This is a genomic window from Microbacterium sp. P2_F9, assembly GCF_056403635.1.
Genome location: NZ_JBFUFC010000041.1, coordinates 1 through 24222 on the forward strand (window position 1 = coordinate 1; position 24222 = coordinate 24222).

Genomic DNA, 24222 nt, shown 5'->3' on the forward strand with positions numbered 1-24222 from the left:
TTCCACGAAGGTCATCTCTCACTGATCCGTCAAGCCCGCGCCGACAGTGACCTGGTCGTCGTGTCGCTGTTCGTGAACCCGACGCAGTTCGGCGCGAACGAAGACCTGAGCGCGTATCCGAGGGATGAGAAGAGGGATGCCGCGCTCGCGGACGCGGCGGGCGCCGACATCCTCTTCATCCCATCGGTCGATGAGATCTATCCGGACGGCTTCGCCACCACGATCCACATCTCGGGCATCACGGAGGTGCTCTGCGGTGCGAGCCGCGGGCCGCACCACTTCGACGGGGTCGCGACGGTCGTGGCGAAGCTGTTCCAGATCGTCGCCCCCGACGCTGCCTACTTCGGGCAGAAGGACGCGCAGCAGATCCTCGTCATCCGTCGGCTCGTCCGGGATCTCGACATCGCGGTGCGGATCGTGGCCTGTCCGATCGTGCGGGAGGCCGATGGCCTGGCGATGAGCTCGCGCAACGCCTACCTCGACCCGGCAGCTCGGCGGCGCGCGACCGCGCTGAACCGTGCGCTGAATGCCGCCGAGGCCGCGGTTGCGGCGGGGGAGACGAACGCGGGCGCGGTGCTCGACGCGGCCCGGAAGGTGCTCACCGAGGCCGGGATCGATCCGGAGTACCTGGAGCTCCGATCTCCCGATGACCTGCGCGAGCTGCCCGCGGTCGACCAGCCGGCGCTGCTCGCYGTCGCCGCCAGGGTCGGGGCGGCGCGACTCATCGACAACCGAATCCTGGAGCCGACGCCATGAGCACTCGCCCCGCCGCCGCACCGCACCCGCGCATCACGTTCGCGACGCTCGCCGCGAAGAAGGCGAGCGGCGAACCCATCGCGATGATCACGGCGTACGACTACCCCAGTGCGCAGATCGCCGACGCCGCCGGAGTCGACGTCGTGCTCGTCGGCGACTCCGCCGCGATGACCGTACTGGGGCACGAAAGCACCGTGCCCGTCACCGTTGACGAGATGCTCATGCTCACCGCGGCCGTCCGTCGCGGTCTCAGCGCCCCGCTCCTCGTCGGCGACCTCCCGTTCGGGTCCTACGAGGCATCCGACGAACAGGCCGTCGAAACCGCGCAGCGGTTCGTCAAGACCGCCGGATGCGACGCCGTCAAGATCGAACGCGGTGGGACCTCCGTGGACCGCGCCCGCGCGATCATCGCGGCCGGCATCCCGGTGATGGGGCATGTCGGCCTCACCCCGCAGACCGCGGCGACCATCGGCGGCTACCGGTCGCAAGGACGCACGGCAGAGGAGGCCCTCGCGCTCATCGAGAGCGCGCTCGCGCTGCAGGCGGCCGGATGCTTCGCCATCGTCTTCGAAGCCATCCCCACTGCCGTCACCGACGCCGTCATGCCGCGCCTGCACATCCCCGTCATCGGCATCGGCGCCGGACCCCACACCGACGGCCAGGTGCTCGTCTTCCACGACATCATCGGCCTCTACGACGGACATGCGGCCCGCTTCGTCAAGAAGTACGCCGACGTGCGTGCCGACATCCTCGCCGCTGTCACCGCCTATACGCATGACGTGCGAACCCGCGAGTACCCGCAGCCCGAACACGGCTACGGCATGCGACCCGAGGAAGCCGCGCGACTGCACGCGCTCCTCGACGCCGGCAACCCACCACGCGCGATGCGCGCGTAGCCGACTTCGGCTCGACCAGAAAGGACGTGGTCGAGGCGCCTACAGGAGGCCGTGGCGGAGGAAGGCGTTGTAGACGCCGTCGGCCGTGACACTCGTCGTGACCTCGTCGGCGAGAGCCTGCAGTTCCGGGTCGGCGTTGCCCATCGCGATGCCGATGCCGCAGACCTCGAACATCTCGACGTCGTTCCAGCTGTCGCCGATGCCGATCGCCGTGGCGGGATCTGCGCCGAGATGATCGAGCAGGTGGAGGATCGCCGATCCCTTGGTCGTGCCGCGCATCCCGACCTCGCCATTGGATCCGCCGGGCAGCGGCATGCTGCCGGGGACGACGTGGAAGTGCTCGCCCAGGTCGGTCTGCAGCTGAGCCACCATGCCGGGGGATTCGCTCATGAAGACGGCCTTCGCGATCTGCGTCCGATCCGCCTGGGAGAGGTCGTGGACGTTCGGAACGATCAACGGGTCGGTCCCGCTCCGCAGTCGGTGCACCAGTTCTACGAACATTTCGCGGACGCGCCGGCCGCCGTAGACGCGGGCATCCGATTGGAGGAAGTAGTGGATGCCGTGCTCGTTGAAGTAGTCGGTGAGCAGTGTGACAGCCTCCACCGGCATCGTGCGGGCCAGCACGGTCTCGTCTCCGCTGGTCGCAAACGCGCCGCCGTTCGTGATCGCCCCGTCGAAGCCGATGGCCCGCACCTCGGGGTGGATGTCACCAGCCGAGCGTCCCGTGCAGAGGTAGACCAGGTGCCCCGCTCTCCGTGCGGATGTGATCGCCTCGACGGTGGAGGCAGCGACCGAGGTGCCGTGATCGAGGATCGTCCCGTCGACGTCGAGGAAGACGATACGACGAGCGGGCGCAACTGTCACGGTTCCATTCTCCCAGTGCCGAGGGGTGTCGTCTCCACGCCTCGATCGTCGACGGTGGCGCCTGACGACGCCCACCGCGTCAGGTCGTTTCGCKGACCACGAGGTGCGCGTCGGTCTCCGGTCCCGCGAGAGGCGCGGGCGCGCCGGTGGCGGCACTGAGCGCGAGCTCGGCGAGGTAGCGACCGAGTCCGGCGGTGTCGATCCGGACGCTGGAGAGTGCGGGCACGAACAGCCGGGCGAGGGGGGTGTCGTCGTGGCCGATCACGGCGAGATCTTCGGGGACGCGGATGCCGGCTCGCAGGGCCGCGCCGACGACCATGGCCGCGATGTCGTCGTTATAGGCGACGACTGCCTCGACCTCGGCAGCCACCCACTGCTCGACGCGGTCGCCCGCCGTCCCCTCGGTCACCGCGTCATCAGCGATGAATGCCTCTGCTGAGGCATCCTTCAGCGCGGCATCCGCTCGAGCTCTGCGCTGCGTGACGAGATCGGACACCCGAGGGTCGGCGGAGCGTGCGAAGGCGAGGCGCGTGTGCCCGCGGGAGAGCAGGTGCTCCACCTGCAGACGGGGTCCTTCCGCGAATCCGAGCTGGTCGCCTGCGCTGAGCTCGTCCGCCGGCTGCGGAGGGATGATGTGCTCGACGCCGCTGGCCCGAATGGAGTCGAGCTGCTCCGCAGTGAAGGTGGTCATCCCCATCACGACGTCAGGTCGGAGGGTTTCCCACAACGGCTGCGCCTGACCGCCGGGATGCGGCGTCATCGTGACGAGCGCGTAGCCGGCTTCGTCGAGGGCGAGGGATGCCTCGTCCAAGTGCGTGCGCATCGCGTAGTCGAGCGGCCAATCGGGGAGGACGAGGAGGATGATCCGGCTCCGTCCGCTGGCGAGCGCTCGCGCGGCCGTGTTGGCGCGGTAACCGAGGCGCTTCGCCTCGTCGAGCACCCGAGCGCGCGTGGCCTGGGAGATGGTCTGACCAGGCGTGTCGTTGAGCACGAATCCGACCGTGGCGCGGGAGATGCCGAGCGAACGAGCGACATCCGCTGCCGTGACCCGCCTGGCGGACTGTGCCGTCGACGTCATCCGAGCCTCCTGACTGTCTTTGCGAATGAACTTGCGCGCGCTAGTGACTGTATCGTATCCTCGGATCACTAGCACGCGCTAGCCATCGCGACCAGTCCCCCCGGACCATTCCCTCTCGACAATGGAGTCCCCATGAGCACCCCGATCGACGACGCAGACATCGTGACCCCCGTACCCGGCTCGATGCCGCTGCCCACGGTCAACGCGACGGCGGTGGCCGAGACATCCGCTCTGCCGCCCGAGGATCTGCCGAAGGTCAGCGCCCGCTACATCTGGTTCATGGTGCTGGCGCAGTTCGGCGTCTTCATGGCCTTTATCACCCCGATCGCAATCTCGCTGGCGATTCGCGTGGCCGAGATCGCGCCGGAGCACCAGGAGTACCTCGGGTACATCACCGGCTCCGGTGCCCTGTTCGTGATGCTCACCGCGCCGTTCATGGGCATCTGGAGCGACCGCACCCGCACCCGCCTGGGCCGCCGCCGCCCGTTCATGATCGGCGGAATGATCGTCGGGGTCGTCTCGCTCGCCGTGATGGCGATGGCTCCCTCGATCCTGCTGCTCGGGTTCGGCTGGATCCTCGCGCAGTGGGGCTGGGGAACCGTGCTCGGCAACCTGCAGAACTCCACCGCCGATCGCCTGCCGGAATCCCAGCGCGGGAAGGTCGCCGGACTCACCGGCTTCGCCACCCAGGTCGCCCCGGTCATCGGTGTCATCGCGACGATCGGGGTCACTGGCAACGCGCTCCTGCTCTTCCTCATTCCTGGTCTCGTCGGCGTGGTGCTCGTCACCCTGTTCGTCACCCTGGTGCACGAAGACGACAGTCGGATGCTGCCGCGCGAGCACATCGGACTGTCCGGGGTGCTGCGCAAATACGTCTACAACCCCAAGACGTACCCCGACTTCTCGTGGAACTGGGCCGGCCGATTCCTCTTCTACTTCGGGCTCACGCTCAACACCACGTTCACCTCGTACTTCTTCGCCGAGCGACTCGGCGTCTCGATCACCGAGGTTTCCGGTGTCATCGGCACCCTCGGTGCCATCGGCGTGCTCGCCGTCACGGCAGGCGCCCTCGGTGGCGGATTCCTCTCAGATCGATTCCGCCGTCGCAAGGTCTTCGTCCTCCTCGGTGGTGCGATCATGGCGGTCGGCATGGTGGTCATGGCGCTCTCGGGCTCGCTGCCTGTGCTTTTCGCGGGCTCGCTGATCGTGTCGCTCGGCATCGGGCTGTTCTCGGCCGTCGACATGGCGCTGCTGCTCGATGTGCTGCCGGAGAAGACGACGGATGCCGGACGATTCATGGGGATCACCGGATTCGCGACCTCCATCCCGCAGGCGGCGGCACCGTTCATCGCCTCCTGGATTCTGCTCATCGGTGTGACCGGAGCAGCCAAGAACTACACGCTGCTGTTCCTCGTGGCCGCAGCTCTCGTCCTGGTCGGCGGCCTCGTCATCCTGCGCATCCGCTCCGTCCGCTGACCCACCCGACCCACTCCCTGAGGACCTCCATGACCGTCTCCGTCAGCCCCGTCCGCTTCGAGCACCACCGCGATGCGGTCRGCATCGGAGAGTCCGCCCCGCGCCTGAGCTGGATCGTCGAGGCCGCCCMGGCGGGCTGGCGGGCGGCGAGTTACGAGCTCGAACGGATCGGCGGCGAGGTCGTCACGGTCGACAGCGCGGACTCGGTGCTCGTGGCTTGGCCGTTCGCCGCCCTTGGTTCGCGCGAGCGGGCTGAGGTGCGGGTGCGGGTCACCGGCACCGACGGGACCTCGTCGGAGTGGAGCGAGTGGGCGGCCGTCGAGACCGGTCTGCTCGAGGCATCCGATTGGGAAGCTCTGCTGGTCGGGCCGGTCGACGACTCGATCGCGTCGCCTCTCGTGCGCGGCACCTTCGAGATTCGGGATGCCGCGATCCGTCGTGCGCGGATCTATGCGACGGCGCACGGGGTCTATGAGCTGGAACTCAACGGAGTCCGGGTCGGGGACCAGGAGCTCGCGCCCGGATGGACGGCCTACGAGTCGCGCCTGCGCTACCAGACCTACGACGTCACCGACCTGGTCGCGCCGGGCGCGAACGGTGTCGGCGCCTGGCTCGGCGACGGCTGGTGGCGCGGCCACCTCGGCTGGGACGGACGCAAGGACCTGTACGGCAGCCGGCTCGGCGTGCTGGTGCAGCTCGAGATCGAGTACGCGGACGGCGAGCGTCAGGTCGTGGCGTCCGGTCCCGACTGGGCTGCGGCCGATGGTCCCATCCGCTCGTCGGACCTCTACAACGGGGAGGACTTCGACGCTCGGCTGCTCGACCCGAGCTGGTCCGAGGCCGCGGCCGACCTCGGGGGTTGGGAGCCTGTCGCCGTGCGCGAGCTCGATGTCACGGCCCTCGTCGCGCCGGACGGTCCGCCGGTGCGGTGCGTCGAGTCGCTCGCCGTCCGCGAGGTCATCACCTCGCGATCCGGGAAGACGATCCTCGATTTCGGACAGAACCTCGTCGGACGGCTGCGCATCCGCGTCACCGGCAGCGCCGGCGATGTCATCACCCTGCGGCACGCGGAGGTGCTCGAGCATGGCGAACTGGCGACCGGCCCGCTGCGCGCAGCGAAGGCGACCGACACCTACACCCTCGCGGGGGACGGTGAGCAGACGTGGGCGCCGCGGTTCACGTTCCACGGCTTCCGGTACGCGGAGATCACCGGCTGGCCCGGCGATCTCGATCCCACCGCCGTGACCGCGGAGGTGCTGCACTCCGACATGGAGCGAACCGGCTGGTTCGCGGCCTCCGATCCGCTCGTCGACCGGCTGCACCAGAACGTGGTCTGGGGCATGCGCGGCAACTTCGTCGACGTGCCCACCGACTGCCCGCAGCGCGATGAGCGCCTCGGCTGGACGGGCGACCTCCAGGTCTTCGCGCCCACCGCCGAGTACCTCTTCGACTCGGCAGGTTTCTTGACCTCGTGGCTCAAGGACCTCGCGGCCGAACAGCAGCGCCACGGCGGAACCACCATGGTCGTGCCTGCGATCACCACCGGCTACCAGGGGCCGATGGCCGGGTGGGCGGATGCCGCGACCGTCGTGCCGTGGACGCTCTACCGCGCCTACGGTGACCTGGAAGTGCTCCGCACGCAGTTCGGGAGTATGGCCGCATGGGTTGACGAGGTCGCCGCGGCCGCGGGGGAGGACCGCGTGTGGAGCGCCGGGTTCCAGTTCGGCGACTGGCTTGACCCGACCGCGCCGGCAGGACGACCCGAGGCCGCGCAGACGTATTCCGAGATCGTCGCGACCGCGTATTTCGCACGTTCGGCGCGGATCGTTGCGGACGCGGCCGCCGTGCTCGGCCGGCATGAGGAGGCGGCGCGATACGGCGGACTCGCCGACGAAGTCTCCTCGGCGTTCCACCGCGAGTACGTGTCGCGCTCGGGCCGGGTGCTTTCCGATTCGGCGACCGCGTATGCGCTCGCACTGCAGTTCGACCTCATCGCCGACCCCGCCGAGCGCACCCGCGCGGCGGACCGGCTCGCCGAGATCGTCCGGGGGAACGGCTACAAGATCTCCACCGGGTTCATCGGCACGCCGCTGATCTGCGACGCGCTCAGCGCGAATGGCCACGCCGATGCTGCGTACCGCCTGCTGCTGCAGACCGAGAACCCGTCGTGGCTCTACTCGGTGAAGATGGGCGCGACCACGATCTGGGAACGCTGGGACTCGCTCCTGCCCGACGGCACCGTCAATCCGAGCGGGATGACTTCGTTCAACCACTACGCCTTCGGCGCGGTCGCCGACTGGATGCATCGCGTCGTCGCCGGGCTCGCGCCTGCCGAGCCCGGCTACCGGCGCCTGCGGATCGCACCCCAACCCCCGCGACGCGGCCTGACCGAGGCATCCGCTCGGCTGCGGACTCCGTACGGCGACGCATCGACTGCCTGGGTGCTCGAAGACGGGGAGATCAGGGTCACGGTGACCGTACCGGTTGGCGCGACCGCGGAAGTCGTGCTGCCCTCGGGGTCCACCCATGAGGTCGAGCAGGGCACGCACGCGTTCGCCGAGCTCTTCGAGGTGCACGCGATCGAGCGCGCCGTAGTCACGGTGGACACGCCGCTGGGCGATCTCATCGACGACGCTGAGGCGATGGCCGTGCTGATCGGCGTCATCACGAAGTACGTGCCCGAGGCGGCTGACCAGATGTCGGCCGGGCTCCGCGGCCAGGACGCGGTCACGCCCCGGCAGATCTCCGGCATGCTGCCGCACGCCGAGCAGGTGCTCAGGGATCTGGAGCGCGGATTCGCGGCAGTGTCGGCAGGCGAAGAGGTCCCGCTCGAGGTCATCACAGCCCCGGAACCGACCGCCGAGGACGACGCGGAGCTCGCCGCGCGGGCTGCCCTGCTCACCGGGCGCGACTTCTGGTCGACTCGCGAGGGTGACGGCATCCGCTCTCTCGTCCTGACCGACGGCCCGCACGGCGTACGCCGACAGGACGGCTCCGCCGACAACCTGGGACTCAACGACAGCCTGCCTGCCACCTGCTTCCCGACGGGTGCCGCCCTGGGATCCAGCTGGGATCGGGACCTGATCCGCGAGGTCGGCGTCGCGCTCGGCGAGGAGGCCCGCGCGCTCGAGGTCGACGTCCTCCTCGGCCCGGCGATCAACATCAAACGATCGCCACTCGGCGGCCGCACCTTCGAGTACCTCTCCGAGGACCCGCGGCTCACGGGTGAACTCGCGGCCGCCTACGTGCAGGGCGTGCAGAGCACGGGCGTCGGCACGTCCCTCAAGCACTTCGCCGTGAACAGCCAGGAGACCGACCGGATGCGCGTCGACGCTCAGGTCGACGCCCGCGCGCTCCGCGAGATCTACCTGCCCGCCTTCGAGAAGGTGGTCAAGGATGCCGCGCCCACGTCAGTGATGTCCGCCTACAACGCCATCAACGGCACCTTCTCGTCCGAGAACCACTGGCTGCTCACCGAACTGCTGCGCGACGACTGGGGCTTCGAGGGACTCGTCGTCTCGGACTGGGGAGCCATCAAGGACCGCGTCGAGGCTCTCAAAGCCGGGCTGGATCTCGAAATGCCCGGCACCGGTGACGAGGGAACCGCGGCGATCGTCGAGGCCGTCCGCTCGGGGCGAATCGATGCCGCCCTCGTCGAGCGCAGCGCAGCGCGGCTGGCCACGCTCGCAGAGCGGACCGCTCAGCCCGCAGAGGCCTCGCGGACCTTTGATGCTGACGCACACCACGCCCTCGCGCGGCGTGCGGCTGCGGCATCCGTCGTCCTGCTCCGCAACGAACACGACACCCTTCCGGTTCGGGCTGGACAGAAGATCGCTGTGCTCGGAGAACTCGCCGAACACCCGCAGTACCAGGGCGGCGGCAGCTCTCACGTCAACGCGACGCGGGTCGACATCCCGCTCGACCAGCTGCGCGTCGCGCTCGGCGAGGAGAACGTGACCTACGCGCCGGGCTACTCGAAGAAGCAGGCCGGCGACACTGAATCGCTGCGCAGCGACGCACGCACCGCGGCCGAAGCGGCCGACATCGCGGTCGTCTTCGTGGGGCTGTATGAACAGGACCAGTCCGAAGGATTCGACCGAGAGCACCTCGAGCTCCCCGCAGCCCATGTCGCCCTGATCCAGGCAGTGGCCGGCGTCGCGAAGCGGACCGTGGTCGTCCTCTCCAATGGCGGAGTCGTCTCGCTCGAACCGTGGCACGACAGTGTCGATGCGATCGTCGAGGGCTGGGCGCTCGGCCAGGCGGTCGGCGGCGCGTTCGCCGACGTCCTCACCGGGGCTGTCAGCCCATCCGGTCGACTCGCGGAGTCGATCCCGCTCGCGCTGTCGGACACCCCGGCGTACCTGAACTTCCCCGGCGAGAACGAGGTCGTCCGCTACGGCGAGGGCGTCTTCGTCGGCTACCGGTACTACACCTCCACCGGACGAGCCGTCCGGTACCACTTCGGCCACGGACTCGGCTACACCAGCTTCGACTACGACGGACTCGACGTTCGGCCCACCGGTGCCGACACCGCACTCGCCCGGGTGACGGTGCGCAATGTCGGGGTAGTGGCGGGGGCGGAGATCGTCCAGTTCTACGTGGCGCCGGCACCTTCGGCCGTGCGGCGGCCCGTGCGTGAACTGGCCGGGTTCGCCAAGGTGCACCTCGAGCCGGGCGAGCAGGCGACGGTGGAGGTGGCCCTGGATCGGCGGGTGTTCGCATTCTGGGATGTCACCGGTGACAGATGGTGGGTGCAGCCGGGGGTGTACGAGGTGCAGCTCGGCCGGTCCGCCGACGCCATCATCGACGCGCGCGAGGTGCTACTGGAGGGCGATGTCGATCGACCCCAGCCGCTCAGCCTCGACGCCACCGTGGGCGACTGGTTCGGCCATCCGGTCGTGGGTCCGGCGCTCATGCAGGCGATGATGTCCGGCGCGTCCGCCGAGCAGCTGGCCGCGGCCGAAGAGAACGCGAACATGCTCAAGATGGTCGAGTCGATGCCGATGGGGCAGTTCGCCCGGTTCCCCGGTGTGGAGATCCCGGATGCCGCGCTCGACCAGCTCATCGCGATGAGCGTCGCCGCGGCATCCGTTGACGCTCCCGTGTGAACCGCAGCCTCCGCTGAGGGCGGCCGAAGCGGGCGTGGGTCGGCACCTTGTCAACCCCCAGAGGAAACGCTCGCAGCAGAGTGAGCATGGCTGTCATGACCATCGAGAAGAACGCGACATCCGCGCCGGTCCGTGAGCGCTCGGCGAAGCAGCTGACGAGCGCTGAACAGGGTGCTGCGCGTCCGTCGAAGGGATCGCCCGGCTCTCAGACCGTGCTCCTGGTGCACGACGGGGTGAAGGCGCTGGAGGATATCGGCCTCGCCGATCTTCCGGACGCGATCAGGAAGGCCACGAGGCAGAAGGGCTTCGTGTGGGTTCAGCTGGTCAATCCTGACGAGGCCCTCGTCACCCGGGCCCGGGAGACGCTCGGCATCCACCCGGTCGCCGCGGCGGATGTCGTCTCGGGCCGTCAGCAGCCGAAGGTGCAGCAGTTCGCCGATCATCTCTTCGTCCTGCTGTGGCAGCTCATCGTCGATCGAGACGCGGGCGACATCGCCCTCGGTCAGACGTTCCTGTACATGGGCGACGGATGGCTGCTGACCGTTCAGCGCGTCGACGAGAAGCAGCCCACCGACTTGACGGCGCTGGTCGAGGAATCGCCCACGGAGCTGCGCGACAGCCCGATGGCGGCGGCGTACGTGATCATGGCGGCGATCGTCGACGGCTACGCGAAGGCGGCCGCAGACGTGGAGACCGCTCTCGAAGAACTTGAGGAGCAGGTCTTCAGCGAGTCCACGACCGAGGACCACAAGCGCATCTACCGAGTCCGCAAGGACATCGGTCGCATCGATCGCGCAGTGTCGAGCATCGCCGCCGCCCTCCGCGAGAGCACCGACCACCTGGACGCGATGACGGTCGGACACGAGCATGTGGTCCCGTATCTGCACGACCTGCTGGATGACGCGGCCGGCACAGCCGCCCTGATCAACGATCAGAGCCGCGCCCTGGATGCGATCCTCTCCAGCCACGAGAGCAATGTCGCCGCTCGTCAGAACAAGGACATGCGCACCATCTCGGCGTTCGCTGCTCTGCTCGCACTGCCGACGCTGATCGCCGGGCTGTACGGGATGAACTTCAAGAACATCCCGCTCGTCCAATGGCAGTACGGCTGGGTCGCGATCGCCGCCGTGCTCATCGCCGTCGACATCACCATCTACATCATGTTCAAACGGCGCCGTTGGCTTTAGCGAGGATCCTCGCGTCTACCCTGGGTGAGGACATTCGCTCGGAGTCGGGAGCGGCCGGCGTGAGGCAGGAGCACGGGACATGAACGATCGACCCATCGAGGGACTTCGCGACTACATCGAGCATCTGCGTCAGCTGGGCTATTCGGTCCGGGACGGTCATACTCCCGACCCTGATCTGATCGACCCGCAGGGCAACGCCGTCTACACCTGGCAGGAGGGGTATCCCTATCCCGAGCTGATGGAGCGCGACGCATACGAGCTGGAGAAGTACCGGCTGCAGGTCGAGCTGCTCAAGTTCCAGTACTGGCTGGAAGACAACGGCCAGCGCGCCATCATCCTGTTCGAGGGGAGGGATGCCGCGGGCAAGGGCGGCACGATCAAACGGTTCACCGAGTACCTGAATCCTCGGACGGCGCGGACGGTCGCGCTCACCATGCCGACCGAGCGGGAGCGGGGGCAGTGGTACTTCCAGCGCTACGTGCAGCACCTTCCCACTGCGGGGGAGATCGTGATGTTCGACCGGTCCTGGTACAACCGGGCCGGAGTCGAGCGGGTGATGGRGTACTGCAGCGACCAGGAGTACGAGGACTTCATGGTGCAGGCGCCGAGCTTCGAGAAGATGCTCGTCGATTCCGGCATCCATGTCACCAAGTTCTGGTTCTCGGTGTCGAGAACCGAGCAGCGCACCCGATTCGCGATCCGCCAGCTCGACCCGGTGCGGCGGTGGAAGCTCTCGCCCAACGACCTCGCATCGCTTGACCGGTGGGAGGACTACACGGCCGCGAAGGAGGAGATGTTCCACCGCACCGACAAGAAGCACGCGCCGTGGACGATCATCCGATCGAACGACAAGAAGCGTGCCCGGCTCAACGCCATGCGGTTCTTCCTCGGCCAGTTCGACTACGAGGGACGAAACGACGACGTCATCGGGGATGTCGATCCGCTGCTGGTGATGCGCGGCAAGCAGGAGACCGCAGACGAGTAGGCGAGACGCGCGGCGACAGCCGCTCGCCCAATTGGCGCCTCAGTCCGATTCGGTGGGTGTCGGCTCGGGGGCGTTGCCCTCCTCCCGCAGCTGTGCCTTGACGTCGTGCTCGACGATGATGGGCACGAAGTCGCGCACCGGCGCATCATCCAGCGACTCCTGCACCTCGGCGACTCGCGCTTCGATGTCCTCCGGCGGCACGGATGGGAATCGCGATGTCAGCCGGTCCACCACATGGTGGATCGCGGCATCCTCGTTCTCGGACTTCTCCATGGGTGTGACGCTACGGCCGCGTTCCGGGCGTCTCAACGGGTTGACTCGCCCGCGGATCTCCGTCATCCTGCACCCACTTGCGCGATGACGGCGTTCACGGGATGTGCCGGAGGGCAGATCCCGGACGGCGCTAGGTTAGCGGTAAACTAGCGGAACACGCGAAGCGTTCGAGAGCGGCAGACGCTCCTGGTTGGGAGTGGAAATGGCCCTCATGCTCGGCACTTACGCCCTGGCGTGGGGGCGATCGGAGGCGGAACACGCCGAGGTCGTCAGGGCTGCGTCCGAGCACGGCTGGATCGACGGTCTGGAGGTGCCATGGACGGGATCCCTGGCCGCCGATCTCCCCGAGGTTCTGACCGCGACACGGCCGGATTGGCGCATCGTCATCACATCCCTCCCCCGCACGATGGCGCAGGTCGCCGGCCAGCCGACAATCGGGCTGGCTTCCTCCGACCCCGACGGCAGGCGAGCGGCGATGACGGATGCCGCGAACCTGCGGTCTGCGGTCGCAGCGCTCAATGATGCACTGGGCAGAGCCGCCGTCGCGGCGATCGAAGTGCACAGCGCACCCAGGACGCAGGATGTGCCCTCAGGGTGCAGCGCCCTCGCACGATCCCTCGAGGCGATCGCCGACTGGGACTGGGATGGCGCGCAGCTGCTCCTCGAGCATGTGGACGCGAAGGTCGCTGGTCTCGCTCCTGCCAAGGGATTCCTGACGCTCCAAGACGAGCTCGAGGTCATCACCGAGAGTTCACTGCCGATCGGCATCCTCATCAACTGGGGCAGATCGGCCATCGAGCTCCGGGATGCCGCGCAGGTGATCGACCATGTGGCGCTGGCGCGTGAGGCCGGTGTGCTGAAAGGGCTGATCTTCTCGGGAGCGAGCGCCGTGGCGACGGATCATGGTGAGGCGTGGGCAGATCAGCACCTGCCCGCCAGCCGACATGAGCCGAACTCGCTGCTGACCACGGAACTGATGGATGACGCGCTGCGCGTTGCCGGCCCCCTCGACTTCACCGGTGTCAAGATGGCGTGGCGCGGGTCTCTGCAGGACGGGACCGAGATGCTCCTCGACACGGCGCGCACGGTGTCCGCCATCACAGACCGCTACCGGCATACGACCCCTTAGGGAGGGCTCACATGGGTCGTGCTCAAGATGTGAACAAGCCGACGACGATCTACGACGTCGCGCGAGTGGCCGGTGTGTCGCACCAGACGGTGTCGCGAGTCCTCCGGGGTCTGCAGGGCATGAGCGCAGAAACCAGGGAGCGGGTTCAGCGGGTCGCGGAGGAACTCCACTACCGTCCGAGCGTCGTCGCTCGCGAGCTCGCCTMGTCGAGGCCGAGTCGAATCGGGGTGGTCGGCTATGAGACGTTCGAGTCGAGCACGAGCAAGGTCCTCAAGGGCGTCAACGACGTCGCCACCGCGGCGGGCTATGTGCTCGACATCGTGACCGTCGACCCGCTCGGCGACGTCGAGGAGATCACCCGGCGCCTGGACGCCATCAACGGCAGCGACGCGGCAGGACTGCTGGCGACGTCACCGACAGCGAACGTGCGGCAGGCGCTCGAGCACAGCGTCTTCCGCATGCCGGTCTTCCTCGATGTGAACGGCGATGTCGACCACACGCCCGGCCCCCGCTTCGGCACGAKCATCTCCGCTCAGCTCGTGATGGATCATCTGCGTGCACTGGGTCACCGCCGCATCGCCCATGTGGCCGGCCCCGCCGGATGGGACAGCGCCTCGAACCGGGAGTCCGTCTATCGTGCGTCGTTCGCCGGGGGCGACATCGACGAGGGGTGGGTGGTGCGGGGCGACTGGTCGGCGAAGTCCGGCTACGAGGCCGCGCAGCTGCTCCCGTTCGGGACCGGAATCACCGCGATCTTCGTTGCGAATGATCGGATGGCGCTCGGTGTGCTGCGCGCCCTGACGGAGCGCGGAATCCGGGTGCCGCAGGACATCAGCGTGGCAGGGATCGACGACATTCCAGAAGCCGCATACTTCGGACCGCCGCTCACCTCGGTGCACATCGACTTCGCCGAGGGCGGTCGGGTCGCGGCGCGCAGTCTCATCCGCCTGATCGAGAATCCGGGCACGCCCCTTCCGGAATACCCCGTGAGCACCCTGATCGCCCGGAGCTCCACCGCGCCCATCGCTTAGCGGATCCGCCGTGAGCTCATGCTTGCGCAATCCCAGGGCATGCATTACGTTACCGCTAAACCCAGTTGCTTTACCGGTAACGTACGGGCATTTGACGAGGTTGTCACGGATGCCCGCGCTACGGAGGATCGCTCGCGGTCTTCGCCGGCGGGTCGCTGGCAGTCCCGTTCCACGCCCACCATCGCGCCGACGCGGCCGGTGGCCTGTCATGACAAGGAAGTAGTGCAGATGAGCAGACGAATCTCACGGGTCGCAGCGATCCTGGCGGTGGGAGCCCTCGCCGGCTCCGCTCTCGCAGGGTGCTCGGCCCCCGCCCCCGAGGAGGAGGAGGCCGCCGGCCCGGTGATCCTTCGGTACTGGTCTTGGGCGCCGAACATCGCGAAGATCGTCGAGGTCTGGAACGCGCAGAACCCCGACATCCAGGTCGAGGTCAACACGTCGACCGGGTCCAACGACATCGTGGCCAAGCTCTCGGCGGCGAAAGAAGCCGGGACGCTCCCCGACCTCTCGAACACCTCATACGAGAACCTTCCGAACCTCGTCGTCAACGGCATCGCCGACGACATCACCGATGCTTTCGGCGACTACGAGGACCAGATCGCACCCGCCGCGTGGAACCTGACCACGTTCGACGGCAAGAACTACGCCGTGCCCCAGGGCACCGGGCCGCAGTTCCTCTTCTATCGGACGGACCTCTTCGAGGCCGCCGGCGTCGAGGCCCCGACCACCTGGGACGAATACGCCGACGCGGCGCGGGCGATCCACGCCGCCGACCCCACCAAGTACCTCGCGACCTTCCCGGCCAACGACGCGCAGCTCTTCGGGGCCCTCAGCCAGCAGGCCGGTGCGGAGTGGTGGAGCCAGTCCGACGACACGTGGACCGTCGACATCGACGGTGAAGCGAGCTCGAAGGTGGCTGACTACTGGAACGGACTCGTCGACGAAGGCGTGGTCGCCACCTTCAAGACCTTCACGCCGGAGTGGGCGGCCGCCCTCGCGGACGGCACGATCGCGAGCTGGCTCAGTGCCGTGTGGGCGCCCCCGCTCATCAACCAGAACGCTCCCGACACCGCGGGCCTGTGGGCAGCCGTCCGCATCCCGCAGTGGGAGCCGAACGACCCCCAGTCCGGAGTGGTCGGCGGGTCGGGAACGGTGGTCACCACCGGAACGAAGTACCCCGAGCAGGCACGGGAATTCGCGATCTGGCTGAACAACTCTCCCGATGCGCTGAACGCCTACATCGAGAATGCGAGCATCTGGCCCGCCAACCTCAAGGGCCGGGAACTTCCCGCACTCGCCGCAGCGACTCCGGTCGCGCTGAAGGATCCCTCCGGCTACTACGAGCTCGCCGCCGAGATCGACGACGAGACCGTCGAGGTGACCTTCGGACCGGACGTCGCCCTGGCCTACAGCGCGTTCAACGATGCCTTCAGCGAAGCCGTCTCTACGGGCACGCCGTTCACCGATGCGCTGACAAAGGTGCAGACGGCCGTCGTCGACGACATGACGAAGCTCGGCTACAAGGTCGAATAGCCCCGCTGGGACCCGGCGCCTGCGTCGGGTCCCAGCCCTCCCCGAAGGCAGTCATGACTTCCATCACTCCACGGCGCCAAGAGTCCCGGCCCGTCCCGGAGGCAGCTGTGAGTTCGGTCGCTCCCCGGCGGACTGGATCGCTCCAGCCGCGGCGCGCTCCCTGGCTCTTCGTCGCACCGGCCGTGCTGCTCGCGCTCGGTCTGCTGGTCGCCCCCCTGCTGTACACGCTCTGGCTGAGCTTCCAGGGCCGGCGGATCAGCGGCTCCGGCCTGGGCGTCGCCACCGAGGTCTTCGTCGGCTTCGACAACTACGTCCGGACGCTCACGAACGGCGACCTCTTCCAGAGCTTCGGCCGGATGATCATCTACGCCCTCATCGCCGTGCCGGTGACGATGATCCTCGCGCTCGTCTTCGCTCTGCTGCTCGACAATCTCTCCACCAGGTTCGGCCGAACCTCGCGCATCAGCATCTTCGTCCCGTACGCGGTCCCCGGCGTCATCGCGGCGCTCATGTGGGGATTCATGTACCTGCCTGGCGTGAGCCCCATCCTGGCGGTGTTCTCCGCGCTGGGCCTGCCCGAGCCCGACCTCATGGGCCCGGTCTCGATCTACTTCGCCATCGCGAACATCACGGTGTGGGGTTCGGTCGGCTTCAACATGGTCATCCTCTACACATCGCTGCGGGGACTTCCGCAGGAGCTGTATGACGCGGCCCGGATCGACGGCTGCTCGGAGTGGCAGCTCGCCATGAAGATCAAACTTCCGCTGATCGTGCCTGGGCTCGTCCTCACTGGTCTGTTCACGGTCATCGGGGCGCTGCAGGTGTTCAGCGAACCCAACACCCTCATGACGCTGACGACGTCGATCGGATCCGACTGGGTGCCGATGATGCTCGTCTACCGTGACGCGTTCGTCACCAACGACCTGTACGGCGCTTCCGCGACCGCGATCATCATCACCGCGGTGACCCTCGTCGCCTCCCTCGGGCTGCTCAAGATCCTGCAGGGGCGAGCCTTTGGAGAAGACTCATGAGCGAAATGGTCGGGCGCCCCACGAAGGYTGCGTTCCTGCCGACGGCGACACTGCTGGTCGGGGCCATCTACTGCCTCATCCCGGTCTTCTGGCTGATCTCGGCGTCCACGAAGACCGCAGGCGAACTCGCCAGCACCTTCACCCTGTGGCCCAGCTTCAACGGCGGCTTCCAGGAGAACCTCGTCAACCTCTTCCAGTTCAACGACGGCGAGTTCTTCCGCTGGACCGGGAACAGCATCATCTATTCCGTAGGCGGTGCCGTGCTCTGCACGATCGTCTCGGCGGCCGCAGGTTACGGCCTGGCCAAGTACTCGTTCCGCGGCAAGAACATCGTGTTCAATCTGCTGCTCATCGGCGTGCTCATCCCGGGCGTCATCCTGGCGATCCCGCAATACCTGCTGCTCTCGCAGATCGGCATCGCCGGCACCTACTGGTCGGTGCTCCTGCCGAGCATCATCAGCCCGTTCTCCATCTATCTCGCGCGCATCTATGCCTCGGCGGTCATCCCGATGGAGATGATCGAGGCAGGGCGGCTCGACGGTGCGAGCGAGTGGCGGATCTTCCGCTCGGTGGGTCTGCCGCCGATGGTGCCTGGGCTCATCACGATCTTCCTGCTGCAGTTCGTCGCGATCTGGAACAACTTCCTGCTGCCGTACATCATGCTGAGCCGCCAGGAGACGTTCCCGCTGACCGTCGGATTCCAGTCGATGATGAACCAGGGGACCGACCAGCCCAACGTCTACAACCTCGTGATCATGGGATGCCTCCTGGCGATCATCCCCTTGATCCTGCTGTTCCTCTTCCTGCAGCGCTACTGGAAGCTCGACCTCGTCAGCGGAGCGCTGAAGGGATGAGCGACTCGACACTTCCCACCGGCGCCTGGCCGGTGATGCTGACGCCCTTCAACGAGAACCGCTCCATCGACTGGAACGCGCTGGATGCGTACACCGACTGGCTCATCGAACTGGGTTCCGCCGGCCTGTTCGCGGTCGCGCTGTCCAGCGAGATGTACGACCTCAGCCATGACGAGCGGCTCGAACTGTCGGCGCGGGTCGTCGCACGCGCGGCCGGGCGAGTGCCGGTGGTCGCATCGTCGGCTGCTTCCGGTTCGGCCGCCCAGCAGTCGGAAGCAGCCGGCGAGGTCGCGCAGACCGGCGTTTCGGCTGTCGTGCTCATCTCCTCGCTGGTCGCGCGGAACGACGAACCCGAGTCGGTGTGGCTCGGCAACATCGACGCGATCCTGAGCGCGAATCCGGGTGTCGACTTCGGCATCTACGAATGCCCGCTGCCCTACAAGCGGCTTCCGTCGATCGATGCGATCCGGCACTTGGCGCAGAGCGGCAGGTTCTCGTTCTACAAGGACACCAGCCATTCGCTCGATGTCATGACCGCCCGCATCGACGCGATGCGCGGCACGCGACTCCGGCTCTACAACGCGGCGATCGGATCGCTCACCCCCTCCCTTCGGGCGGGCGCCTCCGGTCTCTCCGGGTATGCCGCGAACCTCTACCCCGACCTGGTCAGCTGGCTCTGCGTCAACCTCGACGATCCGCGTGCGGTCGCTGTCCAGCGACTGCTGACGGTGGTGGAGCATTCGGTGAACCTCCGGTACCCGTCATCCGCCAAGTACCTGCTCGACCGCAGCTCGCGTCTCGAGTTCCGCGCCATCAGTCGCTGGAAGCCCGAGGCGATCGGCGACCACGAGGGACTTCCCCTGCAACATCTCGCGGACTACGTGCGCGATCTCGACCTGCCCGAGGCTGCACTTTCCCGTGGGCGCTGACCAATGAATGGATCCTCCATGTCCGACCTCCCCGACGGGGCCTGGCCCGTCATGCTCACTCCGTTCTCCGCCGACCTGAGCGTCGACTGGGACGTGCTCGACCGCTACACCGACTGGCTCATCGCGCATGAGGCGGCCGGACTGTTCCCGGTCGCGCTGTCGGGGGAGATGTACGAAATGCCGGAGGCGGAGCGCCTGGAGGTGGCACGCCGGGTCGTCGACCGGGCCGCCGGCCGGGTGCCGGTGCTCGCCTCGATCGCGGAGGCGGGGACGGATGCCGAGATCGCGGCCGCGGCTGCGCGGCTTGCAGCGACCGGCGTCGACGCCGTCGTGCTCATCGCCGCCCTCCTGCTGCCCGAAGGCGCCGACGAGAGCACGCTCCGTGCGACGGTGACCACGGTGCTGGAGTCGAACCCCGGCATCCGGTTCGGCATCTACGAGTGCCCGCTGCCGTATCACCGCATCTTGTCGCTCGACGCGGTCCAGTGGCTCGCCGACACCGGCAGGTTCGTCTTCTTCAAGGAGACGAGCCACGACGTCGCCCTCATGGCTGAGCGCGTCGCAGCGGCAAGTGGCACGCCGATGAAGGTCTACAACGCGGGCATCGAGACCCTCGTGGAATCACTCGAGGTCGGTGTCTCCGGCCTCTCGGGATGGGTCGTCAACATCTACCCCGAGTACGTCGCACGGCTCTGCGCAGCTGCCACCGGCATCCCTCGCGAAGAAGCCCTTGCCTTTCAGGATGTCCTCGACAGCGTGGAACGCGGGATGGGGGCGACCTATCCGAGCTCGGCGAAGTACCTGCTCGAGAGGCGTGCGCAGATCGGGTTCGAGGAGGCCAGCCGGTGGCGCCCTGGTCCCCTAGATCATCCCGCGCTCGATCAGCTGGCCGGTCTCGTCGACGCGCTGCCGCTCGTGAACGCCTAGTCGTCAGCCGCGAGGGCGATGCTGCCGGCGAGCATCGTGTTCACGTGAGCAGCTCGTCCGTCGTCGTGCCGGCCACACCCACGGTGACCTGCGTGCCCCACGGGTCGTTGACGCGGATCGCGCGGCCATCGTCGGTGAACGCCACCTTCAGCGACTGGAGTCGTGAGATGAGAGCGTCGAGGTCTTCGCGAGCCGGCACCGACACCGCCACGTCGCCGAGGCCGAGGCTTGCAGCACGGGGCCCGGCGCCGGCGGAGTGCCAGACGTTCATCGCGATGTGGTGGTGGTAGCCGCCGGCCGAGGCGAACAGTGCGCCCGGGTAGCCGGTCGCGGTGGACTCGAATCCCAAGGCGTCGACGTAGAAGGCTCGGGCGACCTGGACGTCTCCGACCTGCAGGTGGACGTGGCCGACCCTGCCGGCCAGACCAGGTGCGGCATCGAGGATCTCCTGCGTGAGGTGATGCCGGAGGTAGTCGTTCGGGTCGAGGTATTTCGTCGCCATCTGGATCTCGCCGTCGACGAAGCTCCATTGGCTGCGAGGGCGGTCGGTGTACAGCTCGATGCCGTTGCCTTCGGGGTCGGTGAAGTAGAAGGCTTCGCTGACCAGGTGGTCGCTCGAGCCGACGAACTGACTCCGGTCATGCTGGGCGGCGCGGTAGACGGTCGCGGCCAGGCTGCCCGGATCGTCGAAGAGGAAGGCCGTGTGGTACAGCCCGGCCTGCCGGGGGTCGACCCCCGGCAGGCCGGGGGTGTGGATCAGGCGCACCATCGGGGTGGTTCCCCGGCCGAGGACCCGATGCACCTCCCGCCCGCGCGTCCGCTCTTCGAGCGGCGCGAGCGCGAGGGCCCCGGCGTAGTAGGAGGACATGCCCTCGAGGTCACCGACCCGCAGGGTCACGGCATCCATCGCGGTATCGGGGTTGAGGGTGTCCATGATGCTCTCCCTGTCGGACGTCGGATGGCGGATGTCGGATGGCGGATGTCGGGGGTCAGGCGGCGACGGCGAAGCCGCCGGTCCAGCTGATCTTCTCACCGGCGGCGAGGGTCAGCTGCAGGAAGCCGAGCGCTTCGAGTTCGTGGGCGCGGGAGAGTGCTCCGGCATCGATCGCCGAGACGCCGCCAGCCTCCACGGCGGCCGCGAGGGACTGCTTCGCCGTCGTGTCGTCGCCCGCGATGAGCACGGTCGTCGACTGTCCGCCGACCTGCTTTCCCACCAGGGTTCCTGCGAACGTCGTGTTGAACGCCTTCAGCACGGATGCCTGGGGGAGCTTCGCCTGGATCTCGGCGGCGGCAGAACTGCCGACCGGAACGGTGAGGGAGTCAAATGTGTCGAAGTTCAGCGGGTTGGTGATGTCGACGACGATCTTGCCGTCGAACTGGTCACTGTAGGCGGTGAGGATGCTGTCAACCGCCGGATACGGGACCGCGAGGACCACGATGTCGCCGGTCAGGGGAGCGGTGCCGGCCTGATCCTTGCCGATGTAGCTGACGCTGCCGCCGCCGTCGGCGAGGACACCGCCGATCGCGTTCGCCATGGTGCCGGTGCCGATGATGCTGACCTGAGTCATGAGATCTCCTAACTGGTTGTACCTACAAGTAAGTACCCTATCCGACTTTTGTTGTAGATACAAATAAAGCTATGATGGGCGCATGGGCACAGCCGTACTGACGCAGGACCAGCGCGTCGCGGTCGCGCGCCTGCATGCCCTTCTGGAACTCCTGCCCACCGCCCTGGACAAGGAGCTCGCGTCCGCGGGCATCACGTCGTTCGAGTTCACCCTCCTCGAGGCGCTGCACGAAGCGGATGGCCATCGGCTGCGCCTGAGTGCCTTGGCGTCGCGCACGAACGCGACGCTCGCCCGGCTGTCCCGCGTCGTTACGAGCCTTGAGCGCAAGGACCTCGTGCTGCGCGCACCGTGCGAGGAAGACGGTCGGGCGACCAACGCCGTCCTCACCGACGCGGGGGAGACGGTCTTCGTCGAAAGTCAGGGGCTGTACGCCGATGCGGTGCAGCGCATGGTGCTCGACGGCCTCGACGATGCCGGGGTCGACCAATTGGCGACGCTCTCCTACGCCATTCTGACCAAGCTCGACCCCGACCGCCGACTGACCATCACCGCAGATGGCGCGGCGTGCGCGGCGGATCCCATCGCCTCCGGCGACACCGAGTGCGCGGCGGATCCGCAGCCGCTGCTCTGACCGCCCGGCCCTTCTGGGCGTGTCTGCGGAACGCAGGCTGAGGGCCGTCTCGAGCGTCTGATAACGGTTTCATAACGGGCTGTGATAGCGGTTTCAGAATTGTGTATCGTCACTCCTGAAACCGCTATCAATGGAGACGCGAATGACGCTGCAGCCCGTATCGACGGAGACCGCCGAGGCGATGTCCGTCCGTTGGGGCGGTCCGCAGCTGCAGATCGTGCTCGGCTGGGGCCCAGGCGCGCCCGTTCGAATCTCGGCCGTCGTCGTCGAGCTCCGCGAACTCGCGGTCTATGCGCTGCCCTTGGTCGAACTGCTGACCGCCACGGACGGGCACCTTCCCGCCTCCGACCGGCTCGCCCACACGTCCGCAGGCGAGGAGCTGCGTTACCTCGATCACCGCGTATGGGACGCCGACGGCTGGACATGCCTCGAGATCGTCCAGGCGTCGGACTCGCTGGAAGTCGCCGTGCGGCTCGAGATGTCGAAGGGTGCTGCGGCGGTGCGCTCTCGGGTGACGGTGACGAATCGAGGTGCGCACCGGATCGTGCTGCGGTCGGTGCCGTCCTGGACCGCGGGATTCACCCTCCCCGACGCGGACGGGCACCCGCTCGACGGGTGGAGCCGGATGACCGGCCGCAGCGACTGGCTGGGCGAGGGGCGGTGGGAGCGGACGTCGCTTCGCGGCGCGGATTTCCCGGCGCTCGCTGAGCATCTCACCGGACATGATCCGCGCGGGTCGCTCACCGCGACATCGGATGGCACGTGGTCGACCGGGCGGGACCTTCCGACAGCGGCACTTGTGAACGAAACGCTCGGGCTTGCGATCGCCTGGCAGGTGGAGCACAACGGCGCCTGGCGGTGGGAGATCGGACAGGACACCGCGGGTGCGTACTACTCGCTCTCCGGGCCGACCGACGCCGACCACGCGTGGACTCAGCCGCTGGAGCCGGGGGAGACCTTCGAGACGGTGCCCGCAACGGTTGTCTATGCGTCGAACTGGGATGCCGCGGTCAGCGCCTTGACTGACTATCGACGCCGTGCGCGTCGCGCGCATGCCGACAACACCGCGATGCCGGTCGTGTTCAACGACTACATGAACACGCTCAACGGCGACCCCACCACTGAGCGACTGCTGCCCCTGATCGCGGCGGCCGCGGATGCCGGTGCCGAGGTGTTCTGCATCGACGCCGGCTGGTACGACGACAGCGGGCACTGGTGGGACAGCGTAGGCGAGTGGACTCCCTCCACCACCCGGTTCCCGGGCGGCCTGGCGGAAGTGATCGACGCGATCCGCGCCCACGGCATGGTTCCCGGGCTCTGGCTCGAGCCTGAGGTCATCGGGGTGCGCAGCGCCATGGCCGCGCGGCTTCCGGCCGAGGCGTTCTTTCAGCGGCATGGCGTGCGCATCGTCGAGCATCGCCGTTACCACCTCGACCTGCGGCATCCCGCTGCCATCGCTCATCTCGACGCCGTCGTCGATCGACTGGTCGCCGAGTTCGGCATCGGGTTCTTCAAAATGGACTACAACATCAACCCAGGGCCGGGCACCGATGTCGATGCGCCCAGTGTCGGGGCGGGGCTGCTCGCCCACAATCGCGCACACCTCGCGTGGCTCGACGGCGTCCTGGAGCGGCACCCGGATCTCATCATCGAGAACTGCGCCTCGGGTGCGATGCGGATGGACTTCGCGATGCTGTCGCGTCTGGCCATGCAGTCGACGTCAGACCAGCAGGACTTCACGAAGTACCCGCCGATCGCCGCCTCCGCACCGCTGTCGATGCTGCCCGAGCAGGCGGCCAGCTGGGCATACCCGCAACCGGAGATGCCGGCGGAGGAGGTCGCATTCTGCCTTGTCACGGGGCTCCTCGGCCGGTTCTACGTCTCGGGCCACCTCAGCAACATGGACGATTCGCGTCGGGCTCTCGTCGCCGAGGCCGTCGTCGCGGCCAAACGGCTGCGACCGTTC

At 67.7% G+C, this 24222-nt stretch carries 20 protein-coding genes; 15 read left to right on the forward strand and 5 right to left on the reverse strand.

Annotated features, from left to right (window positions below):
• Positions 1-756 (forward strand): pantoate--beta-alanine ligase (gene panC, locus AC1DVT_RS06600; RefSeq protein ID WP_477387553.1); only part of this gene is annotated, 756 nt, incomplete at its 5' end.
• Entirely contained in the window at positions 753-1652 is a 900-nt protein-coding gene (gene panB / locus AC1DVT_RS06605; RefSeq protein WP_477387555.1) for a 3-methyl-2-oxobutanoate hydroxymethyltransferase, read from the forward strand. The genes panC and panB, both read left to right, overlap by 4 nt.
• Positions 1653-1691: 39 nt before the next feature.
• On the opposite strand, the gene AC1DVT_RS06610 is transcribed toward panB, so the two are convergent.
• Both AC1DVT_RS06610 and AC1DVT_RS06615 read right to left on the reverse strand, forming a co-directional pair.
• Positions 1692-2516 (reverse strand): Cof-type HAD-IIB family hydrolase, encoded by an 825-nt coding sequence (locus AC1DVT_RS06610; RefSeq protein ID WP_457101619.1) that lies wholly within the window; start codon positions 2514-2516, stop codon positions 1692-1694.
• Positions 2517-2595: 79 nt separating this feature from the next.
• The gene (locus tag AC1DVT_RS06615) at positions 2596-3594 is read right to left on the reverse strand and encodes a LacI family DNA-binding transcriptional regulator (RefSeq protein WP_477387557.1); all 999 of its coding nucleotides are present in this window, start codon (positions 3592-3594) and stop codon (positions 2596-2598) included.
• 132 nt (positions 3595-3726) lie between these two features.
• Between AC1DVT_RS06615 and AC1DVT_RS06620 the strand changes: the two genes are divergently transcribed.
• The 4 genes from AC1DVT_RS06620 to ppk2 all read left to right on the forward strand — a co-directional run bounded on the left by AC1DVT_RS06620 (position 3727) and on the right by ppk2 (position 12350).
• Positions 3727-5070 carry an MFS transporter gene (locus AC1DVT_RS06620; protein ID WP_477387559.1) on the forward strand — a complete coding sequence of 448 codons (1344 nt, stop codon included), beginning with the start codon at positions 3727-3729 and terminating at the stop codon, positions 5068-5070.
• 29 nt (positions 5071-5099) lie between these two features.
• Positions 5100-10178, forward strand: a complete 5079-nt coding sequence (locus tag AC1DVT_RS06625; RefSeq protein WP_477387561.1) for a family 78 glycoside hydrolase catalytic domain — start codon at positions 5100-5102, stop codon at positions 10176-10178.
• A 95-nt stretch (positions 10179-10273) separates the two neighbouring features.
• Positions 10274-11365: a CorA family divalent cation transporter gene (locus AC1DVT_RS06630; protein ID WP_477387563.1), complete on the forward strand. Its 1092-nt coding sequence runs from the start codon at positions 10274-10276 to the stop codon at positions 11363-11365.
• A gap of 79 nt (positions 11366-11444) precedes the next feature.
• The gene (gene ppk2 / locus AC1DVT_RS06635; RefSeq protein WP_477387565.1) at positions 11445-12350 is read left to right on the forward strand and encodes a polyphosphate kinase 2; all 906 of its coding nucleotides are present in this window, start codon (positions 11445-11447) and stop codon (positions 12348-12350) included.
• A gap of 39 nt (positions 12351-12389) precedes the next feature.
• Here the strand turns inward: ppk2 and AC1DVT_RS06640 are convergent, their stop codons facing one another.
• On the reverse strand, positions 12390-12623 hold the full coding sequence (locus tag AC1DVT_RS06640) for a three-helix bundle dimerization domain-containing protein (protein WP_477387567.1): 234 nt from the start codon (positions 12621-12623) through the stop codon (positions 12390-12392).
• A gap of 202 nt (positions 12624-12825) precedes the next feature.
• On the opposite strand from AC1DVT_RS06640, the gene AC1DVT_RS06645 reads away from it, so the two are divergent.
• From AC1DVT_RS06645 to AC1DVT_RS06675, 7 genes are all read left to right on the forward strand, one after another.
• Complete coding sequence (locus tag AC1DVT_RS06645) at positions 12826-13752, forward strand: DUF4862 family protein (RefSeq protein ID WP_477387569.1); 927 nt, start codon at positions 12826-12828, stop codon at positions 13750-13752.
• An 11-nt stretch (positions 13753-13763) separates the two neighbouring features.
• Positions 13764-14783, forward strand: a complete 1020-nt coding sequence (locus AC1DVT_RS06650) for a LacI family DNA-binding transcriptional regulator (RefSeq protein ID WP_477387571.1) — start codon at positions 13764-13766, stop codon at positions 14781-14783.
• Positions 14784-15011: 228 nt separating this feature from the next.
• A complete protein-coding gene (locus AC1DVT_RS06655; RefSeq protein ID WP_477387573.1) occupies positions 15012-16316 on the forward strand; it encodes an ABC transporter substrate-binding protein in 1305 nt (434 codons plus the stop codon).
• Positions 16317-16423: 107 nt separating this feature from the next.
• The gene (locus tag AC1DVT_RS06660) at positions 16424-17347 is read left to right on the forward strand and encodes a carbohydrate ABC transporter permease (protein WP_457101629.1); all 924 of its coding nucleotides are present in this window, start codon (positions 16424-16426) and stop codon (positions 17345-17347) included.
• On the forward strand, positions 17344-18201 hold the full coding sequence (locus AC1DVT_RS06665) for a carbohydrate ABC transporter permease (RefSeq protein WP_477387575.1): 858 nt from the start codon (positions 17344-17346) through the stop codon (positions 18199-18201). The genes AC1DVT_RS06660 and AC1DVT_RS06665 overlap by 4 nt, the downstream gene beginning before the upstream one ends.
• Complete coding sequence (locus AC1DVT_RS06670) at positions 18198-19130, forward strand: dihydrodipicolinate synthase family protein (RefSeq protein WP_477387577.1); 933 nt, start codon at positions 18198-18200, stop codon at positions 19128-19130. Before AC1DVT_RS06665 ends, AC1DVT_RS06670 begins: the two co-directional genes overlap by 4 nt.
• Positions 19131-19148: 18 nt before the next feature.
• Positions 19149-20057 (forward strand): dihydrodipicolinate synthase family protein, encoded by a 909-nt coding sequence (locus AC1DVT_RS06675; RefSeq protein ID WP_477387579.1) that lies wholly within the window; start codon positions 19149-19151, stop codon positions 20055-20057.
• Positions 20058-20097: 40 nt separating this feature from the next.
• Here the strand turns inward: AC1DVT_RS06675 and AC1DVT_RS06680 are convergent, their stop codons facing one another.
• Both AC1DVT_RS06680 and AC1DVT_RS06685 read right to left on the reverse strand, forming a co-directional pair.
• Complete coding sequence (locus AC1DVT_RS06680) at positions 20098-20991, reverse strand: VOC family protein (RefSeq protein ID WP_477387581.1); 894 nt, start codon at positions 20989-20991, stop codon at positions 20098-20100.
• Positions 20992-21046: 55 nt separating this feature from the next.
• A complete protein-coding gene (locus AC1DVT_RS06685) occupies positions 21047-21625 on the reverse strand; it encodes an NADPH-dependent F420 reductase (RefSeq protein ID WP_477387583.1) in 579 nt (192 codons plus the stop codon).
• 82 nt (positions 21626-21707) lie between these two features.
• Here AC1DVT_RS06685 and AC1DVT_RS06690 point away from each other — a divergent pair, with 82 nt between their 5' ends.
• Both AC1DVT_RS06690 and AC1DVT_RS06695 read left to right on the forward strand, forming a co-directional pair.
• Complete coding sequence (locus AC1DVT_RS06690; RefSeq protein WP_477387585.1) at positions 21708-22256, forward strand: MarR family winged helix-turn-helix transcriptional regulator; 549 nt, start codon at positions 21708-21710, stop codon at positions 22254-22256.
• Between the two features lie 142 nt (positions 22257-22398).
• Positions 22399-24222, forward strand: a 1824-nt coding sequence (locus AC1DVT_RS06695; protein WP_477387587.1) for an alpha-galactosidase, incomplete at its 3' end; no start/stop codon positions are given.

What these genes read in the sequence shown, in the direction of transcription:
- AC1DVT_RS06640 (WP_477387567.1), bottom strand. Translation starts at nt 12,623, where the DNA reads ATGGAGAAGTCCGAGAACGAGGATGCCGCGATCCACCATGTGGTGGAC.
- AC1DVT_RS06690 (WP_477387585.1), top strand. Translation starts at nt 21,708, where the DNA reads ATGGGCACAGCCGTACTGACGCAGGACCAGCGCGTCGCGGTCGCGCGC.
- AC1DVT_RS06645 (WP_477387569.1), top strand. Translation starts at nt 12,826, where the DNA reads ATGGCCCTCATGCTCGGCACTTACGCCCTGGCGTGGGGGCGATCGGAG.
- AC1DVT_RS06620 (WP_477387559.1), top strand. Translation starts at nt 3,727, where the DNA reads ATGAGCACCCCGATCGACGACGCAGACATCGTGACCCCCGTACCCGGC.
- AC1DVT_RS06670 (WP_477387577.1), top strand. Translation starts at nt 18,198, where the DNA reads ATGAGCGACTCGACACTTCCCACCGGCGCCTGGCCGGTGATGCTGACG.
- AC1DVT_RS06655 (WP_477387573.1), top strand. Translation starts at nt 15,012, where the DNA reads ATGAGCAGACGAATCTCACGGGTCGCAGCGATCCTGGCGGTGGGAGCC.
- AC1DVT_RS06685 (WP_477387583.1), bottom strand. Translation starts at nt 21,625, where the DNA reads ATGACTCAGGTCAGCATCATCGGCACCGGCACCATGGCGAACGCGATC.
- AC1DVT_RS06680 (WP_477387581.1), bottom strand. Translation starts at nt 20,991, where the DNA reads ATGGACACCCTCAACCCCGATACCGCGATGGATGCCGTGACCCTGCGG.
- AC1DVT_RS06630 (WP_477387563.1), top strand. Translation starts at nt 10,274, where the DNA reads ATGACCATCGAGAAGAACGCGACATCCGCGCCGGTCCGTGAGCGCTCG.
- AC1DVT_RS06675 (WP_477387579.1), top strand. Translation starts at nt 19,149, where the DNA reads ATGTCCGACCTCCCCGACGGGGCCTGGCCCGTCATGCTCACTCCGTTC.
- panB (WP_477387555.1), top strand. Translation starts at nt 753, where the DNA reads ATGAGCACTCGCCCCGCCGCCGCACCGCACCCGCGCATCACGTTCGCG.